Below are 16,020 nucleotides of genomic sequence, written 5' to 3' on the forward strand. Positions count from 1 at the left end.
TGCTCCGTGGCCCCGGAGGGAGGTGAGCCATGACAAGCTACATCGTGCTGATGAACTGGACGGAGCAGGGCGCCAGAAACGTGCGCGATTCACCCAAACGGCTCGACGCCGCCAGGAAGCAGTTGGGAGATATGGGCGGCTCGTTCAAGTCGTTCTATCTGACCATGGGCGAATACGACATGGTGGCCGTGGTCGAAGCCCCCGACGACGCGGTGCTGGCGCGTTTCTCGCTGATGCTGGCGGCGAGCGGTAATATCCGGACGCGAACGCTCAAGGCCTTCCCCGAATTCGCCTATCGCGAGATCATCACTTCGCTCGGATAGTGTTTGCGGACAACCGGATCAGGTGCCGCCTTGATGGCATCTGATCCGGCGCGCGTTCCGACATATTTGACAGTTGCCTCGGGACAGGATGCCTCGCCGTGGTAGATATGCGGCCAGGAGGGATCGCGATGAACAATTTTTCGATACTGGCCGGTGCTCTTGCCTTGATATCGCTGATGCCGATCGACGTCGGCGCCGCCGCGACAAAACCTGTCGGCATGGCCAATCCCGCCTCGGTCCATTGCGGCGAGATTGGCGGCCGCCTGACGATCAGGAAAGACAAGGCCGGCAACGAATATGGCTTCTGCCGCTTGCCTAATGGGCGCCTGTGCGAGGAATGGGCGCTGTTTCGCGACAATAAATGCATCGGCCCAAAGGCCGCGATGCGCCGCAAATAACAGCCACGTCGCCGCCTGGATACAAGGATAGGACCATGTCAGAGCCGCACTCGCATTCCCATCTGTGGCCCGGCGTGCCGCTTGCCCTGTTTTCGGCTGCATTGTTTGGCGCCACGCCGCCCCTTTCCAAGCTGCTGCTCAACAGCGTCAGCCCCTTCATGCTGGCTGGCCTGCTCTATCTCGGCGCCGGCATCGGCCTTGCTCTCTATCGCCTGCTTCGCGGCAAACAGGCCGCGGCCGGCGAAGCGCAGCTGGCCGCCAGGGATTTCCCCTGGCTGGCGCTGGCGATCGGCATGGGCGGCATCCTCGCGCCGGTGCTGTTGATGTTCGGCCTCAGCCTCAACACGGCATCCAGTTCAGCGCTGCTGCTCAACCTGGAAGGGCTGGCGACGATGGCGATCGCCTGGCTCGTCTATCGCGAGAATGTCGACCGGCGGCTGCTTGTTGGCGCCTTCGCCATCCTGGCGGGGGCGGTACTGTTGTCATGGCAGGGCGAGGGTGTCGCCTTCAATCTCGGTGCGCTGCTCGTCGCCGGGGCCTGCCTGGCATGGGGACTGGACAACAATTTCACCCGCAAGATCTCGGCGACCGACCCGGTGGTGATCGCCATGCTGAAAGGGCTGGTGGCGGGCGCGGCCAATGTCGGGTTGGCGCTTGCTGCCGGAGCGTCGTTTCCCGCGGTATCCATTGTCGTTGCCACGGCCGCCGTCGGCTTCCTTGGCATCGGCGTCAGCCTTGTGATGTTCATCCTGGCGTTGCGCCATCTTGGTACCGCGCGGACAGGCGCCTATTACTCGCTGGCTCCGTTCATCGGTGCGCTGCTGGCCATCGTCATGCTGGGCGATGCCGTCACCTTCAAGCTGGCGTTGGCCGGCCTTCTGATGGGCATCGGCCTGTGGCTGCATCTGTCGGAGCGCCACGACCATGAGCATGACCACGAGGCGCTGGACCATGAGCACAGCCATGTGCATGACGAACACCACCAGCACGATCATGACGGGCCGGTGAGCGAGCCGCATTCGCACTGGCACCGGCATGCGCCGATGCGCCACCGCCATCCGCATTATCCGGACCTGCACCACAGGCACGGCCACGGCTGAGCATGCCAAGATCATGCTCAAGCAAACCCCAAGGCCTGACCTGACCGTTTGGTACAACACGCGGTGCCCCGTCTGCGATGCCGGCATTACCAGGCAGAAGCGGCGGCTGATCGAGGCGGTCAGGGCCGGGCGGATCGAATTTCGCGACATCAATCTGGAGCCGGCGGCCCTGGCCGGACAAGGCGCCTCGCTGGAGGACATCCGCCGGCGGCTGCACGCCACCGATGCGGATGGCCGCTTGCTGGTCGGCGCCGATGTCGCCATCGCCGTGTGGCAGATAACAACGGGCGAGGGCTGGCTGGCCACGCTTTTCGGCAACCGGTTGACCTTGCCGCTGACGCGCCTTGCCTATGACCGGTTCGCTGATCTGCTCTACGCCTGGAACCGCCGCAAGGGCCGCTGGTAGCACGCGGTGATGCGCACGGGGCCGGAGGGTGTCTCCGGACCCCGAACCTTTGTCCGCCGGCCTTATCGGCCAGCCGGTTCGCATAGCGCGCCGACGATGCGGCGCACTATGGGAAGCACCAGCAGCAACGTCGGAAACGCCACCAGCCAGGACAGGCCCCAGGCGGTCATCCAGATGGATGGCAGGCTGGGGTGGAGACCGAGGCTCTTCAGCGTCGAGATGAACGAGACGATGAAGGTCATCAACAGCGACAGCACCAAGGGGCTGAGGATCGCGGCATAGCGCGCAGGCAGCTTCCTGCGCTGATGTCTTGCAGTCATTTTGGGAGTTTCCCTGAAGTGTCCGGTCGTTCGCATGTGGCATCCATTCGCCGGTCTCGGCGTCACTGCCCGGAAGGACCGGGGTTGGATGCGTTGCTTGACGTCAGACGCTTACGGAGCGGTCATCGACCCTCGAAGCGCCTTCTATCCGCGCGTTCCGGCGAAAGCAAGCCTCTGGCATGGCGTCCAGATACATCGTAAGATATATCTTGACTCGACGGGGGCGCGCGCCTAATTAAGATATATCGTAAGATAGAACTCAAGGAGCAATCAATGCACAAGGATAATCATTTCGGACGCGGCCATTTCGGCGAACGCATGTTCATGCACATGGCCGGCAAGTTCGGTGGCAGAGGGGGTGGCGGCTTTGGCCCGTTCGGGCACGGCGGTCGCGGTGGCGGCCGCGGCGGGCCGGGGGACATGTTCCGCGCCGGGCGGATGCTGGCCGACGGCGACCTCAAGCTGATCACGTTGTCGCTGCTGGCCGAGGCGCCGCGCCACGGCTACGACATCATCAAGGCGCTGGAGGAGCGCACCAGCGGCATCTACAGCCCGAGCCCTGGCGTGGTCTACCCGACGCTGACCTTCCTGGAAGAGGCCGGCTATGCCGTCTCGTCGAGCGAAGGCAACAAGAAGGTGTTCTCCATCACCGAGGCCGGGCAGGCGCATCTCGCCGATAACCGCGAGATGATCGATGGCGTCCTCGACCACCTCGAACGCTTCGGCCGCAAGATGGCCAAGGCGCGCGACTGGTTCGGCTGGAACGACGATGGCGAGGACCGTCGCGGTGGCCGTGGCGGCCGTGGCGAGCGTTCGGAAACGCGTGACGAATTCCGCGCCATCCGCCACCGTCTGCGCGCTGCGCTCGGCGACATCGTCGATGCCCCGGCTGAAAAGCAGGCCGAGGCGATCGCCATCCTCGAAGCCGCGGCGGAAGCGCTGGAAGCGCTGACGCACCGCTGATCTCGTCGCGTAGAATGCACAAAAAAGCCCGGGGCGACCCGGGCTTTTCTGCGCCAGGGCAGGCCGGCATCATTCCTTGCCGACATACTCGCTGATCAGCTTTTCGTTGCGGGCCTTCTCGATCTTGGCGGTCATCTCGGCCGACAGGCGCTCGTCGGTGCGGTACTTGACCAGGTTCACCAAACTGCCGGTCAAGAGCAGGATGCCCATGGCCCAGTAGCCCTTGGTCGACTGGTCTACCGGCGCCAGCCACAGCGACAGGCCGAGCATGAAATAGGCGGCACCGACCGCAGCGGTGTTGAACATGATGTAGGTCTGATTGGCGTTCATGGGTGTTCTCCGTTGGTTTGATGGATTTGATGGAAGTCAGGTCTGCAAGGCGGTTTTCAGTTGATGGTCTTCAGGCGCTCGAGCACGTCCTTGGCGCGTACCTTCACCGCCGCGCCGTGCCCGGCGTCGGCAAGGCGGTCGCGGATTGCTTCGTGACGCAGCTCGCCGTCGATCTCGTCGAGAATGCCGGCCTCCTCGAATGGGTCGCCGGCTCCCTTGATGCGGGCCAAAAGCTCCTCGGCGTCGTTGAGACTCGCCGAATGGCCGATCGACCTGACGAGGCGTGACTGCGCCTTGCGCTCGGCATCGATGGCCCGGGCCGAGATCATGCCCTGGTTGAGGTCGATGATGCGGCGATGCGCCCGCTCCACCGAAACGCGCATCCGCAACGTCTTTTCGCCAAGGCCCTGCACGGTGGCGCGGCGGACCTCGCGTTCATTCTCCAACTCGGCGACAGCCGCGGCACCACTTTCGGCAAGTCCGCCATTGCCGGCGGCCAATGCGCTGATCGTGCGGGTTTCCAGATCGGCATGGCGGCGGTCGAGCTGGTCGAGACCGGCCTGCTCGGCACGGTGGCGCACGATCAGCGTGGCAAGCGTCTGCTTGGCGGCGGCAAGGCCCGCCTCGGCGTCGCGGATGCGCTGCGCCAGAAGGTCGATGGCGAAGCGATCCTTCAGGCCGTCCTCGGCCCGCGCGCTGGCGCCGTCGAGCAATGTTCTGATCAGGCTAAGCATGGTTCTTCTCCCTTCGAATTGTTGCGTGAACAATGTTCACGAAGCCAACATAACAGGAAATGAACGTTGTTCAAGAGGTTTTTGAACGCTGTTCACGAAACCATACATATGGTAAACAGAGGCAAATCGCGGTTCGAACCAGCGTGCCGCGCAAGGCATTCGCATCCACAAGGACTGATATGGCACTGGACAAGGAAGAGACGGGCGAGCGGGTGCTGGCGATTGCCGAAGTGCTACTCAACGAGGGCGGCATGGACAATCTGAAGGCGAGGACCATCGCCGAGCAGGCGGGCATCTCGGTCGGCTCGGTCTACAATCTGTTTTCCGATCTCGACGGGGTGCACCGCGCCGTCAACATGCGGCTGCTCGACCGGCTGGGTGCGGCAGGGGCGGCGGCGATGGTCGATCTCAGCCAGCGCGGCATCACCGATGTGCGCCAGCGCCTGCTGGCGCTGGCCGGCGCCTATGTGCGCTTCGTCGAGGCGCATCCGGGCAGCTGGCCCGCATTGCTTGCCTTCAACAGGCGGCGCCCGACACTGGCCGAACCGGATGCCTACGAGGCGCGGCTCGACCAGTTGTTCGAGATCATTGCCGGCGTGCTCGCCGGCGGCGATTTCGACCTCGACGCCGACACGCGCCGGATCGCCGCGCGCACCTTGTGGTCAAGCGTGCATGGCATCGTCACCAGCGGCTATGCGGCGAGATCCGTTCGCCGGCAGGCTGACGAGATCGACCAGCAGATCGAGCTCCTGGTCGCCGTCTTCATCAGGGGGCTGGAACGTGGCGGCACATTCGCGCATGCTGGGACAACAGCGTCGTGAATCGCGAACAGACCGTGGTTTGCAGGACGAACAAGGAGATTTGAGCAATGTCTTTTCTGAAGCGTCTTTTCGGTGGTGGCGGCGGCGGTGAGACGGCCGAGCCCAAAAGTGCGGCGCCAGCCAAGCAGGTCGAGCACAAGGGTTTCCTGATCAGCGCCACGCCCTACAAGACCGACGGCCAGTACCAGACCTGCGGTGTCGTTTCCAAGGAGGTCGACGGCGTAATGAAAGAGCACAAATTCATTCGCGCCGACCGTTTCGCCGGGCTCGACGACGCCGTCGACATTTCGATCAAGAAGGGCATCCAACTGGTGGATGAACAGGGCGATCGGATCTTCGGTTAGGCGGACTGGTCGAGGCGACCGCCCGCATTGCACCAGAGGCCGCCAATGCTGGCGCGGCCAAGCTTAGCCAGAGGCTTGCTCGCGGAGCAAACTCTGTAACGCCTTGCCCGTTCAAACCGCACCCGAATGCCGGGCATTGCCGGAGGCCAGACAGCCGTCGAAACGCGAGGCAATCGACCAGGCCATGAGAGGCCCATCCTTGCCGGGGGTCAAGATTTCAGCTCGATTGTGCCTATGTCGCGAAGCGGGAACGCGCGATGGGTGGAAATGGCGACGATCCGGTCGCTCAGGTGGCCGAGCAGCCGCTCCAGGATGCGCTCGCCCTGCTCGTCGTCGAGATGTTCCGTCGGCTCGTCGAGCAGCACCAGCGGCATGGCGGACAGCCAGGCGCGCGCGAGGTTGATGCGCTGCACCTCGCCGAGCGAAAACCGGTCCTGCCTGATCCAGGCATCCAGCCCGCCGGCTTCACGGATTCGGCTGTCCATCTCGACGGCTTCCAGCGCACGCCACAGGGCCGCGTCCGGCGCGTCGCCGACGAAGAGGTTGGCGCGCACGGTGTCCTCGAGGATGACCGCATCATGCAACACCAGTGCCGAGAGCGCCCGCCGCTCGCCTGCCGACAGGATGCGGTCGCCGGCGGCAAATCCATCCTCTGCGATCCAGCCGGCAACCTGCTTGAGCAGGCTGGTCTTGCCCGAGCCGCTGGCGCCAACGAGCACCGTCGGCCGACCTCTTTCGAGCGTGAGTGCGACCGGCGCCCCAATGGGCCGGCCGTCCGGCGCGCGGCGCTGCAGGGCGCCGTGGCGCAGTTGGCGCGGTTCGTCCGGCATGTGCGCTTGCCTGTCCGCCGAAGCGACCTCGGTCCACTTGCCGATCTCGGCCCGGGCGGCATTGCGGCGAAGCACGGCCACCAGCATGCGCGACGCGCCGTTCAGCGCTTCGCCCAGCGCCAGCCACGAGAACGCGAGCAGCATCGGCAGGAGAAGCTCCGTGCCCTGCCGTCCGGCATACCAGGCGGCGGCCATCACGCTGATGCCGGCAAGCGGTCCGAGGGCGGCGCCGAGCGTGTCAAGCCCGGCCTGCAGGCGGCGAAGCGCAAGCATCTCGCCGTCCGCGCGGGAAAGCGCGGCAAGCGCTTCGCCACACTCATGGCGCCAGGCACCCTCGGCCTTGAGCGGAACGGCTGACGCCATGGCGGTGCCAAGCCTGCCTGCGCCCCCGCGACGCATCGACCTGGCGCGCTCCCAAGCCATGGCGCCAGCCTTGGCCACCCGGTTCCCCGCGAACAGGATGGCGAGCAGCAGAAGCATGATCGGTAGAAGGGAGAGCGGTGCGAGCATCGCCGAACCCGCGATGAGGACGGCGAGGCCGCAGGCCAGCGTCAGCGCCGGCAGTCCGGCACGCAGCCGGGCGTAGTCGAGGTCCTCGACATCGTCGAGATAGTCGGCCAGCCTTGCGTCATCGCCGAGCTGCCACCCGGCCCGGCGTACGGCAGGCGCCGCCGCCATCGCGGCGAACAGTTCGACGCGATGCGCGACCTGGTCCGCAAGTGCTGCCTTGTGGCCGGCCAGCCGCTCGCCATAGCGGGCGGCCGTGCGGCCCACCGCGAACAGCCTGACCAGTGCGGCCGGTATGTGGAAGTTGAAGGTGAAGGCGGTGGCGGAAAGGCCGGCGATCGCCACCGATCCCAACAGCCAGGCGGAAACACCGCCGAGCAATACGCCGCAGCAGAGTGCCGAGAACGCAAAGCCCGTCGCCAGCCGCCACGACTTCCGGCTCGAGGAGTGAAGGAGAGTGTTCATGCCGCCACCTCGATGGCATCGTTGGGAGTGAGATCGACCGTCATGTCCGCGGCGGCGGCGAGATCGCGGTCATGGGTGGCCACGACGACCAGCCGCGACCGCGAGATCGCAAGCAGCATGCGTCGCACCGCTTCGGCCGTCTGGCGGTCGAGCTTTGCCGTGGGTTCATCGGCAAGCACGGTCCGGCCGGAAAGCTGCGCGCGGGCGACCGCGATGCGCAGCCGTTGCCCACCGGAAAGGTTGGCTCCGCCCCGGTCCAGCCTGGCTTCGAGGCCGCCCGGCAACAGCGCGTCGTCGAGCAGGCCGATCGCGCCGGCGGCTGCCTCGAGATTGTCCCCGGCAGGCGCGGCGATACTCCATGAAAGGGCTTCGGCAAGCGTTCCTTCGGGCACGCAGCTGTCGGTGGAAACCCAGGCGATTTCCCGGCCGGCGAGTGCATCGGCGTCGAGCGATCCGCCTGGCTCGAGCCCGGCCAGTCGGCGCAGCAATGTCGACTTGCCCGATCCGCTCGGGCCGACAACGGCGACGAGGCCCTGTTCCGGCAACGCCAGGGACAGGCGGTCGAGAATCGGCAAGGTCCTTGCCGCGACCGGCTCGGCACCGAGCAGCCGGTCAAGTGCGGCCGCCGCGGCGAGGCCTTCCGCCTTGGCGTGATATTGTTCCGAAAAGCGCCGGAAGGGTGCGAAATATTCCGGCGCGATCATCAGGATGAACAGGCTCTGCCAGAGCGCGAGGTTGGAGAAGCCGGGGATCATCGCGAGCTTCAGGTGACCAAGGCCGAGGAAGACGGCGAGGATGGCGATCGACAGCGATGCGAAGAAGTCGATGATGCCGGCATTGATGAAAGCAATGCGCAGCACGCCCATCGTCTTGTCCGCATAGGCTTCGAGGCGGCGGGCCAACTTGGCGTCCTCGCTGGCCATCGCGTGGTTGGCGAGGATCGTGGGCAGCGTGCGGATGCGGTCGGCGAACTGGCCCGCCAACCGGCCGAAGGCGCGTTCCTGGGCGTCGGCGCGCCGGCGGATGGCATTGCCCACCAGCGCGAGGAACAGGATCATCACCGGCGTCAGGCAGATGACCAGCAGCGCCGCCTGCCAGGAGACGAGGAAGAGTGCGATGGCCGCAAGCAGCGGTCCGGCACCCATCATCGTGCTGGCCGCGCGATGACCGACGACAAGGCCGGCCACCGCCTCGGGATGTCGCTGCATCGAGACGATGACGCCGCCGACCGACAGCGATTGCAGTTGCCGCGCCGGCATGTCGTTCAGGCGCTCGCCCGCATGCCCGCGCAACCCCGCCGAGACGGCGGTTTCGGCCGACGCCTGCGCCCTGTCGGACGCGAGCCCGGCGAGGCAGGAAGAAGCGAGAAGCACGACCACAGCCGCGACCAGCCATGGGTCGACGGGATCGCCCATCACCAGCCGTCCGGTAGCGATCGCCGCCGACGCGGCGAAGCCGAGGCGCAACCCGGTGCGCGCGACTTGCAGGATGAGCAGCCGACGCAAGCCGCGCTTTGCCAGCCGTTCGCCGATCGACAGTGCCTGGAAAAGGGCGGGGCCGGAGGGGGCGACCTTCGGATCCGGAGCGGGAGCGGCTGACGTTTTCATGCCCCGGTTCTCGCACGCGCAATGATGAAACGAATTGATCCAGATCAAGCCGCGGATCTTTGCGGCGCGTTATGAGCGGGTATCCAGAAAGGATGCTCCCATGCCCGACTTTCTCCTCGTCGACCTGTCCCGGCTGCAGTTCGCGCTGACGGCCCTGTACCATTTCCTGTTCGTGCCGCTGACGCTGGGCCTCTCCATCCTGATCGCCATGATGGAGACCGTCTATGTCATGACCCGCCGCACCATCTGGCGCGACATGACCAAGTTCTGGGGCGTGCTGTTCGGCATCAATTTCGCCCTCGGCGTCGCCACCGGCATCACCATGGAATTCCAGTTCGGCATGAACTGGGCCTACTACTCGCACTATGTCGGCGACGTATTCGGCGCGCCGCTCGCCATCGAGGGCCTGATGGCCTTCTTCCTGGAGGCCACCTTTGTCGGGCTGTTCTTCTTCGGCTGGGACAGGCTGTCGGCGCGCGCGCATATGATCGTGACGTGGTTGATGGCGCTTGGCACCAATTTCTCCGCGCTCTGGATCCTGATCGCAAACGGCTGGATGCAGAACCCGGTCGGCTCGGCCTTCAACCCGGACACGATGCGCATGGAGGTCACCGACTTCATGGCGGTGATCTTCAATCCGGTTGCGCAGGCGAAGTTCGTGCACACCGTTTCGGCCGGCTATGTCTGCGCCGCCACCTTCGTGCTCGGCGTTTCGGCCTGGTACATGCTGCGCGGACGCCATGTCGAACTCGCCAAGCGCTCTTTCGTCATCGCCTCGGCCTTCGGCCTGGCCTCGTCACTCTCGGTGATCGTGCTCGGCGACGAAAGCGGCTATGCGCTGACCGACAACCAGAAAATGAAGCTCGCGGCCATCGAGGCCATGTGGGAGACGGAGCCCGCGCCGGCGTCGTTCACGGCATTCGGCATTCCCAGTCAAAGCGACCGCCAGACGCATTTCGCCATCCGCATCCCGTGGGTGATGGGCATCATCGGCACGCGCTCGATCGACAGGCAGATCGCCGGCATCGATGAACTTGTCGCCCATGCCGAAATGCGCATCCGCAACGGCATCGCCGCCTATGACGCGCTGGAGAAGATCAAAGCGGATCGCACCGATACCGCCGCCCGCGCCGCCTTCGATGCCAGCTCCAAGGATCTCGGCTATGCGCTGCTCCTCAAGCGGTACCTGCCGGATCCGAGGCAGGCGAGCGAGCAGCAGATCAAGGATGCCGCCTGGTCGACCGTGCCCTACGTGCCGCTGCTCTTCTTCGGCTTCCGGCTGATGGTGGCCTGCGGTTTCGTGCTCGCCGCGCTGTTCGCGGTGTCGCTGTGGCACACGACACGGGAGACCGAAGCGCCGCGCTGGCTGTTTCGTGCCGCGCTCATCGCCATGCCGCTGCCCTGGATCGCCATCGAGGTCGGCTGGTTCGTGGCGGAGTTCGGACGCCAGCCCTGGATCATCGATGGCGTGCTGCCGACCTTCCTCGCCACCTCCGAGCTTGGCGTCACCGACCTGGCGCTCACCATCTCAGGCTTCACGCTCGTCTATGGCGTGCTCGCCCTCATCGAGGTCAAGCTGATGCTGGCCGCCATCCGCAAGGGGCCCGAGATCGCCAGCGTCATCGACGACCTGCGCCCGAACGCCGACCCCGCACTGCAACCCGCAGAGTGAAAAAGGATCACGACGATGATCGACTTTCTCTTCGACTATGAAACGCTGCGCGTGATCTGGTGGATCCTGCTCGGCATCCTCCTGATCGGCTTCGCCGCGACCGACGGTTTCGACATGGGCGTGGGCGCGTTGCTGCCCTTCGTCGCCAGGACCGATGCCGAACGGCGTGTGGCGATCAACACGATCGGCCCGGTCTGGGAAGGCAACCAGGTGTGGTTCATCCTCGGCGGCGGCGCCATCTTCGCGGCGTGGCCGGCGCTCTACGCGCTGAGCTTCTCCGGTTTCTACCTTGCCATGTTTCTGGTGCTTCTGGCGCTGATCCTGCGACCCGTTGCCTTCAAGTATCGCTCGAAGCGGCCCGATCCCGCCTGGCGCAGGCGCTGGGACTGGGCGCTCTTCGTGGGCGGCGCGGTGCCGGCGCTCATCTTCGGCGTTGCCCTTGGCAATACGCTGCAAGGCGTGCCGTTCCATTTCACGCCGGATCTGCGTCCCATCTATGAAGGCAGCCTGTTCGGCCTGCTCAACCCGCTCGCGCTCTATTGCGGCCTCGTCTCGGTCGCCATGCTGATAACCCACGGCGCGGCTTGGCTCGCGTTCAAGGCGGAAGGCATTGTCGAGGACCGTGCGCGTGCGATCGGCGCCAGGTCCGCTGTCATCACTTCGCTGCTCTTCGCCGGCGGTGGCGTGCTGGTCTGGCTCGGCCTGCTCGGCGGCTACCGCGTGACCTCGCCGATCGTGTGGGACGGGCCGTCCAATCCGCTGCTCAAGACGGTGTCGGCGGACAGCGGTGCCTGGCTGGCGAATTTCCATGCTCATCCGCTGCTCTGGGTCGTGCCGGCGCTCGGTGTCGTCGCACCGCTGCTGGCGGCCATCGGCTTCCGGACCCGCCGTGAAGGCTGGACCTTCCTTGCCTCGCAGTTCGGCGTCGCGATGATCATCGCGACGGTGGGGCTTGCCATGTTCCCCATCCTTCTGCCGTCGAGCAGCAATCCCAGCCATTCGCTGACCGTGTTCGATGCCTCTTCGAGCCGCGCCACGCTGCGCAACATGCTGATCGCCACGGTGATCTTCCTGCCGCTGATCCTTGCCTACACAGGGTGGGTCTACAGCGTGCTGTGGGGCAAGGTCGGCGAGAAGAGCGTCGAGAAGGCCGGCTCTTCGGCCTACTGATTCAACCGGAGTTTTCACCATGTGGTATTTTGCCTGGATCCTCGGCCTCGGACTGGCCGCTTCCGTCGGCATCCTCAATGCGCTCTGGTATGAGCTGCGCACCGTCCGCGAGGAGCCCGCCAAGGAAACCGTTGCCCTGCCCACGCCTTGAGCCCGCCGTGGTGGAGGAGGCATCATGAGCGAGTCTTATCTCGGGCCGCTGCGCGGGCCGGCTGACATGAAGCGGGCGCATGTGCGGATGCTTGCGCTCTGTCACATGCTTGAAGGTATCGCCGACGACCTGCCGTCGCGCGTTGACCGCTTCCAGTGCCTTGCCGTGGCGGCCGATCTGTTGCCGGTGCTGCGAGAGTGCCATCGCTTCGAGGAAGAGACTGTCTTCCCCGCCTTCGCGCGGCTCCAGGGCGGGGAAGACATCGTCGCGCGGCTCAAGATGGAGCATCTGGAGGACGACTGCGCGGCGGCTGATCTTAGTGAGGTCCTGCTTGCGCATGGCCACGGGAGGCCTATCGAGAACCCGGAGGCGCTCGGCTACATGCTGCGCGCGCTGTTCGAATCCATGCGGCGCCATATCGCCTTCGAGCGCGACCATGTGCTGCCGGGGATTCTCGGGCAGCGCTGAGCGCTTCATCGCATCGCGTCTGGTTGGCGATCAGTCCCCGGAACGCGCTGCCAGGCGCGCGAGGTCGCCGACGACAATGTGACGGTTGTTGTCGATGCGAATGACGTTGTCGCCCCGCAGCCTGGTCAATTGCCGGCTCACCGTTTCGATGGTCAGGCCGAGGAAATCCGCGATCTCGGCGCGCGACAGCGGCAGGTCGAAAGCGGCGGCGCGGTGTTCCGGGCCAGCGGCCGGATCGATGTTGCGCGCGATCATCAACAGGAAGCTCGCGATCTTCTCGGCGGCGGTCTTGCGGCCGAGCGCCACCATCCAGTCGCGCGCCTGGTCGAGTTCGCGCAATTTCTGTTCGAGCAGCCGATGCTCGAGGTCGGGTTGTTCTTTCAACATCCGCTCCAGCGTCTGGCGCGGAAAAGAGCACAGCTCGACATTGGTCGCGGCTTCCGCGGTCAATGTGCTCTCGGCCTGGAACGGCCTGCCCAGAAAATCGGGAGCGAACTGCAGGCCGACGATCTGCTGGCGGCCGTCGGACAGCGTCTTGGTGAGTTTCACGACACCGGAAAGAACGTTGGAGAACCGGTCGACGCTTCCGGCGTCGCTCATCAATTCCTTGCCGGTCTCCGCCTTGTGCCGTTTCGTCGACCTGGACAGGACGACAAGCTGATCGGGGGTGAGGGCGCCGCAAATGCCGCGATGCCGCGCTTCGCATGAAACGCAGAGAACAGGAATGCCCTTCGTATGAATATCTTCGCGCACGATGGTACATCTATAGTGTTACCAGCCGGCAGCGGCAACGCATGGGCAAGGACTTTAGCGACGGCGCATATGCACTATCGAAAGGACCCAGCTGCATAAATCCAGCTTATCATGATCCCCAGTTTTTGAAGACGTTACAGGGGCTTTCGCCGCCTGTAGCCTCGACGATGGTTCTTTGAAAATGCCAGGGATTTGGTGGATCGATGCAGACACATGCGCGGGTGGTGATTGTTGGCGGCGGGTGCGTCGGCGCGGGCATCCTTTACGGCCTGGCAAAGCGCGGCTGGACCGACGTCGCGCTGCTCGAACGCACGCAACTGACGGCCGGCTCGACCTGGCATGCGGCGGGCCTCGTCCCATCCTACGCCCGCAACATCAATATCGGCCGGATGATCAACAAGACCATCGAGATCTATGAACGGCTGGAGGCCGAGACCGGGCAGCCTGTCGGATGGCACAAATGCGGCCAGCTGCGCATCGCCAATTCCAGGGACCGGCTCGACGAATACAAGAGCTATATGAGCGTCGCCGACGTTCAGGGCATGCGGGCGCATCTGCTGTCGCCGGCGGAGGCGAGGGCGCTGTGCCCGCTTCTCGACAACAAGCATATGCTCGGCGCGCTCTATCATCCCGATGACGGCCATATCGCGCCGGCCGACGTGACCCATGCCATGGCCAAGGGCGCGCGGGATCTGGGCGCCAAGATCTACCTGAACACGGAGGTCACCGGCTTTCAGCGGACCGCGGGCGGCGAATGGCGGGTCCAGACGAACAAAGGCGACATCACCTGCCAGCATGTGGTCTGCGCGACCGGCAATTACGCGCGCCAGACCGGCGCGCTGCTCGGCCTCGAGATCCCCGCCATCCCGATCCTGCACCAGTACTGGATCACCGAGTCGGTGCCGGAGGTCGTGGAGCGCAAAAAGCAGGGACGGGCGGAAATGCCGATCCTGCGCGACGAAGGTTTTGAGGGCTATCTGCGCGAGGAGGGCGACGGCTTCATGTTCGGGCCCTATGAGCGGACCGAACACCTCAAGCTGTTTGCCGAGGATGGCGTTCCCGCCTGGTTCGGCGCCGACCTCGTCGAAGAGGATTTCGAGGCGGTGTCATGGAACTGGGAGCAGGCAACGCAACTTGTGCCGTCACTGGGACGCGCTGGCATCAAGGCCAATGTCCGCGGCCCCTTCCAGATGACGGCGGACGAGCTTCCGCTGATGGGACCGGCCTGGGGCTTGCCCAATGTGTGGCTGGCCGAGGGCGTGCCGGGCGGCATACTGTGGGGCGGCACGATCGGCTACTATCTGTCGGAGCGGATCGTCGAGGGCGGCAACAGCCTCGACACCTCGGATCTGGATCCTCGCCGCTTCGGCGACTACGCCAACAAGGCCTGGACGCGCGAGAAAGTCCGCGAGGCCTGGGGCACGCATGCGGAGCAGAAATATCCCGGACAGGACATGCCTGCCGCCCGGCCGCAGAAGACAGCGCCATCCTATGCGCGGCTGAGCGAGTTGGGCGCGGTCTGGGGCGTGCTCAACGGCTGGGAGATGCCCAACTGGTTCGCACCCAAGGGCGTCGAGGCCAAGGACCAGTATAGCTGGCGCTGGACCGCCAAGGGCGTTTTCGTCGGCGAGGAAGTGCAGGCCGTGCGCAATGCCGTCGGCCTGGTCGAGATGACGCCGATGACCAAGTTCGAGGTCTCGGGACCAAACGCGGCCGCCTGGCTCGACGGGATCCTTGCCAACCGCCTGCCAGCAGTCGGCAAGGCTGTCCTGGCGCATCACCTCACCCCTGCGGGCGGGGTGCAGGCGGAATACATGGTGGCGCGCCTCACCGATGACGGCTTCTATCTCATCTCGACGCCGCGCGCGGAGCGCTGGAATTTCGACGATCTCTCAAAGCTGCTTCCCGCCGACGGCGGTGTCAGCCTGAAGAACGTCACCAATGAGCGCGGTTGTTTCACTGTCGTTGGGCCGAAGGCGCGAGATGTGCTGCAGGCGCTGACCGAGATCGACCTGTCGAACGCCGCCTTTCCCTGGTTCGGCGTGAAGACCGGCAGCGTGGCGCTTGCCAGCGACGTGCGGATGCTGCGCGTCAACTACGAAGGCGAGCTCGGATGGGAGCTCTATCATCCCATGGCCTACCAGCGGCAATTGCTCGACGCTATCCTGGGAGAGGGCGAGAAACACGGCATGCGGCTCGTCGGGCTGCATGCGCTGGAATCGCTGCGGCTGGAGAAATCCTACCGCGCCATGTACCGCGACATGAATCCCGAGCTCAACGCGCTGGAGAGCGGGCTCGAGCGATTCATCCGCGTCGACAAGGGCGATTTCGTCGGCCGTGAGGCGGTGCTGAAATACAAGGATCGTAACGACCAGCGCCGATCGGTGACGCTCAAAATAGAGACCGACGGCGCCAGCACGCTTGCCAACGAGGGCCTCTACATCGACGGCGATCTCGTCGGGCGCATCACATCGGGCGGCTATGGCTATACGCTCGGGCATGATGTTGCGCTGGCGCTGTTGCCCGAGCGCCTCGGCAAGCCCGGCACCAAGCTCGACGTGGCGATCCTGGGCGAATGGAAGGTCGCCGAGGTGATCGCGGACTCGCCCTACGACCCCAGCTCGGCCAGGGCGCGCAGTTGATCGGCAAGGGCTGAGC

The 16,020-nt window shown here is 65.1% G+C and carries 18 protein-coding genes; 12 read left to right on the top strand and 6 right to left on the bottom strand.

Annotated features, from left to right (window positions below):
• Positions 1-29 precede the first annotated feature (29 nt).
• From AC07UC_RS13120 to AC07UC_RS13135, 4 genes are all read left to right on the top strand, one after another.
• The gene (locus AC07UC_RS13120; protein ID WP_056578573.1) at positions 30-323 is read left to right on the top strand and encodes a GYD domain-containing protein; all 294 of its coding nucleotides are present in this window, start codon (positions 30-32) and stop codon (positions 321-323) included.
• A gap of 128 nt (positions 324-451) precedes the next feature.
• The gene (locus AC07UC_RS13125) at positions 452-721 is read left to right on the top strand and encodes a putative hemolysin (protein WP_494906108.1); all 270 of its coding nucleotides are present in this window, start codon (positions 452-454) and stop codon (positions 719-721) included.
• 35 nt (positions 722-756) lie between these two features.
• Positions 757-1,821, top strand: a complete 1,065-nt coding sequence (locus AC07UC_RS13130) for a DMT family transporter (protein ID WP_494906110.1) — start codon at positions 757-759, stop codon at positions 1,819-1,821.
• A 13-nt stretch (positions 1,822-1,834) separates the two neighbouring features.
• On the top strand, positions 1,835-2,227 hold the full coding sequence (locus AC07UC_RS13135; RefSeq protein WP_494906112.1) for a thiol-disulfide oxidoreductase DCC family protein: 393 nt from the start codon (positions 1,835-1,837) through the stop codon (positions 2,225-2,227).
• A 62-nt stretch (positions 2,228-2,289) separates the two neighbouring features.
• Here AC07UC_RS13135 and AC07UC_RS13140 read toward each other — a convergent pair whose 3' ends face one another.
• Entirely contained in the window at positions 2,290-2,547 is a 258-nt protein-coding gene (locus tag AC07UC_RS13140; RefSeq protein ID WP_494906113.1) for a DUF2798 domain-containing protein, read from the bottom strand.
• A gap of 273 nt (positions 2,548-2,820) precedes the next feature.
• Here AC07UC_RS13140 and AC07UC_RS13145 point away from each other — a divergent pair, with 273 nt between their 5' ends.
• Positions 2,821-3,510, top strand: coding sequence for a PadR family transcriptional regulator (locus AC07UC_RS13145; protein ID WP_056578565.1), 690 nt, complete (start codon positions 2,821-2,823; stop codon positions 3,508-3,510).
• 69 nt (positions 3,511-3,579) lie between these two features.
• On the opposite strand, the gene AC07UC_RS13150 is transcribed toward AC07UC_RS13145, so the two are convergent.
• Both AC07UC_RS13150 and AC07UC_RS13155 read right to left on the bottom strand, forming a co-directional pair.
• Positions 3,580-3,840, bottom strand: a complete 261-nt coding sequence (locus tag AC07UC_RS13150) for a YiaA/YiaB family inner membrane protein (RefSeq protein WP_494906115.1) — start codon at positions 3,838-3,840, stop codon at positions 3,580-3,582.
• A gap of 56 nt (positions 3,841-3,896) precedes the next feature.
• Positions 3,897-4,574 carry a PspA/IM30 family protein gene (locus tag AC07UC_RS13155; RefSeq protein ID WP_494906117.1) on the bottom strand — a complete coding sequence of 226 codons (678 nt, stop codon included), beginning with the start codon at positions 4,572-4,574 and terminating at the stop codon, positions 3,897-3,899.
• Positions 4,575-4,753: 179 nt separating this feature from the next.
• On the opposite strand from AC07UC_RS13155, the gene AC07UC_RS13160 reads away from it, so the two are divergent.
• Both AC07UC_RS13160 and AC07UC_RS13165 read left to right on the top strand, forming a co-directional pair.
• Complete coding sequence (locus AC07UC_RS13160) at positions 4,754-5,395, top strand: TetR/AcrR family transcriptional regulator (RefSeq protein ID WP_202326238.1); 642 nt, start codon at positions 4,754-4,756, stop codon at positions 5,393-5,395.
• A gap of 47 nt (positions 5,396-5,442) precedes the next feature.
• Positions 5,443-5,739 carry an HlyU family transcriptional regulator gene (locus AC07UC_RS13165; RefSeq protein ID WP_202326239.1) on the top strand — a complete coding sequence of 99 codons (297 nt, stop codon included), beginning with the start codon at positions 5,443-5,445 and terminating at the stop codon, positions 5,737-5,739.
• Between the two features lie 209 nt (positions 5,740-5,948).
• On the opposite strand, the gene AC07UC_RS13170 is transcribed toward AC07UC_RS13165, so the two are convergent.
• The gene (locus tag AC07UC_RS13170) at positions 5,949-7,541 is read right to left on the bottom strand and encodes an ATP-binding cassette domain-containing protein (protein ID WP_494906120.1); all 1,593 of its coding nucleotides are present in this window, start codon (positions 7,539-7,541) and stop codon (positions 5,949-5,951) included.
• Positions 7,538-9,148 (bottom strand): ATP-binding cassette domain-containing protein, encoded by a 1,611-nt coding sequence (locus AC07UC_RS13175; protein WP_494906122.1) that lies wholly within the window; start codon positions 9,146-9,148, stop codon positions 7,538-7,540. The genes AC07UC_RS13170 and AC07UC_RS13175 overlap by 4 nt, the downstream gene beginning before the upstream one ends.
• A gap of 100 nt (positions 9,149-9,248) precedes the next feature.
• Between AC07UC_RS13175 and AC07UC_RS13180 the strand changes: the two genes are divergently transcribed.
• Genes AC07UC_RS13180 through AC07UC_RS13195 form a run of 4 tightly spaced genes read left to right on the top strand, consistent with a single transcriptional unit; the run spans position 9,249 to position 12,609 of the window.
• Positions 9,249-10,820, top strand: coding sequence for a cytochrome ubiquinol oxidase subunit I (locus AC07UC_RS13180; RefSeq protein ID WP_494906124.1), 1,572 nt, complete (start codon positions 9,249-9,251; stop codon positions 10,818-10,820).
• Between the two features lie 15 nt (positions 10,821-10,835).
• Positions 10,836-11,990 (top strand): cytochrome d ubiquinol oxidase subunit II, encoded by a 1,155-nt coding sequence (cydB, locus tag AC07UC_RS13185; RefSeq protein ID WP_140774614.1) that lies wholly within the window; start codon positions 10,836-10,838, stop codon positions 11,988-11,990.
• Positions 11,991-12,009: 19 nt separating this feature from the next.
• Positions 12,010-12,141, top strand: a complete 132-nt coding sequence (cydX, locus tag AC07UC_RS13190) for a cytochrome bd-I oxidase subunit CydX (RefSeq protein ID WP_494906126.1) — start codon at positions 12,010-12,012, stop codon at positions 12,139-12,141.
• A gap of 24 nt (positions 12,142-12,165) precedes the next feature.
• A complete protein-coding gene (locus AC07UC_RS13195) occupies positions 12,166-12,609 on the top strand; it encodes a hemerythrin domain-containing protein (protein WP_244735361.1) in 444 nt (147 codons plus the stop codon).
• A 30-nt stretch (positions 12,610-12,639) separates the two neighbouring features.
• Here AC07UC_RS13195 and AC07UC_RS13200 read toward each other — a convergent pair whose 3' ends face one another.
• Positions 12,640-13,365 (bottom strand): Crp/Fnr family transcriptional regulator, encoded by a 726-nt coding sequence (locus AC07UC_RS13200; RefSeq protein WP_494908926.1) that lies wholly within the window; start codon positions 13,363-13,365, stop codon positions 12,640-12,642.
• A 200-nt stretch (positions 13,366-13,565) separates the two neighbouring features.
• On the opposite strand from AC07UC_RS13200, the gene AC07UC_RS13205 reads away from it, so the two are divergent.
• Positions 13,566-16,004, top strand: coding sequence for a GcvT family protein (locus tag AC07UC_RS13205; RefSeq protein ID WP_494906128.1), 2,439 nt, complete (start codon positions 13,566-13,568; stop codon positions 16,002-16,004).
• The last annotated feature ends 16 nt before the right edge of the window (positions 16,005-16,020 follow it).

The sequence above is a fragment of the Mesorhizobium sp. GW821-FHT04C10 genome, from assembly GCF_059420305.1.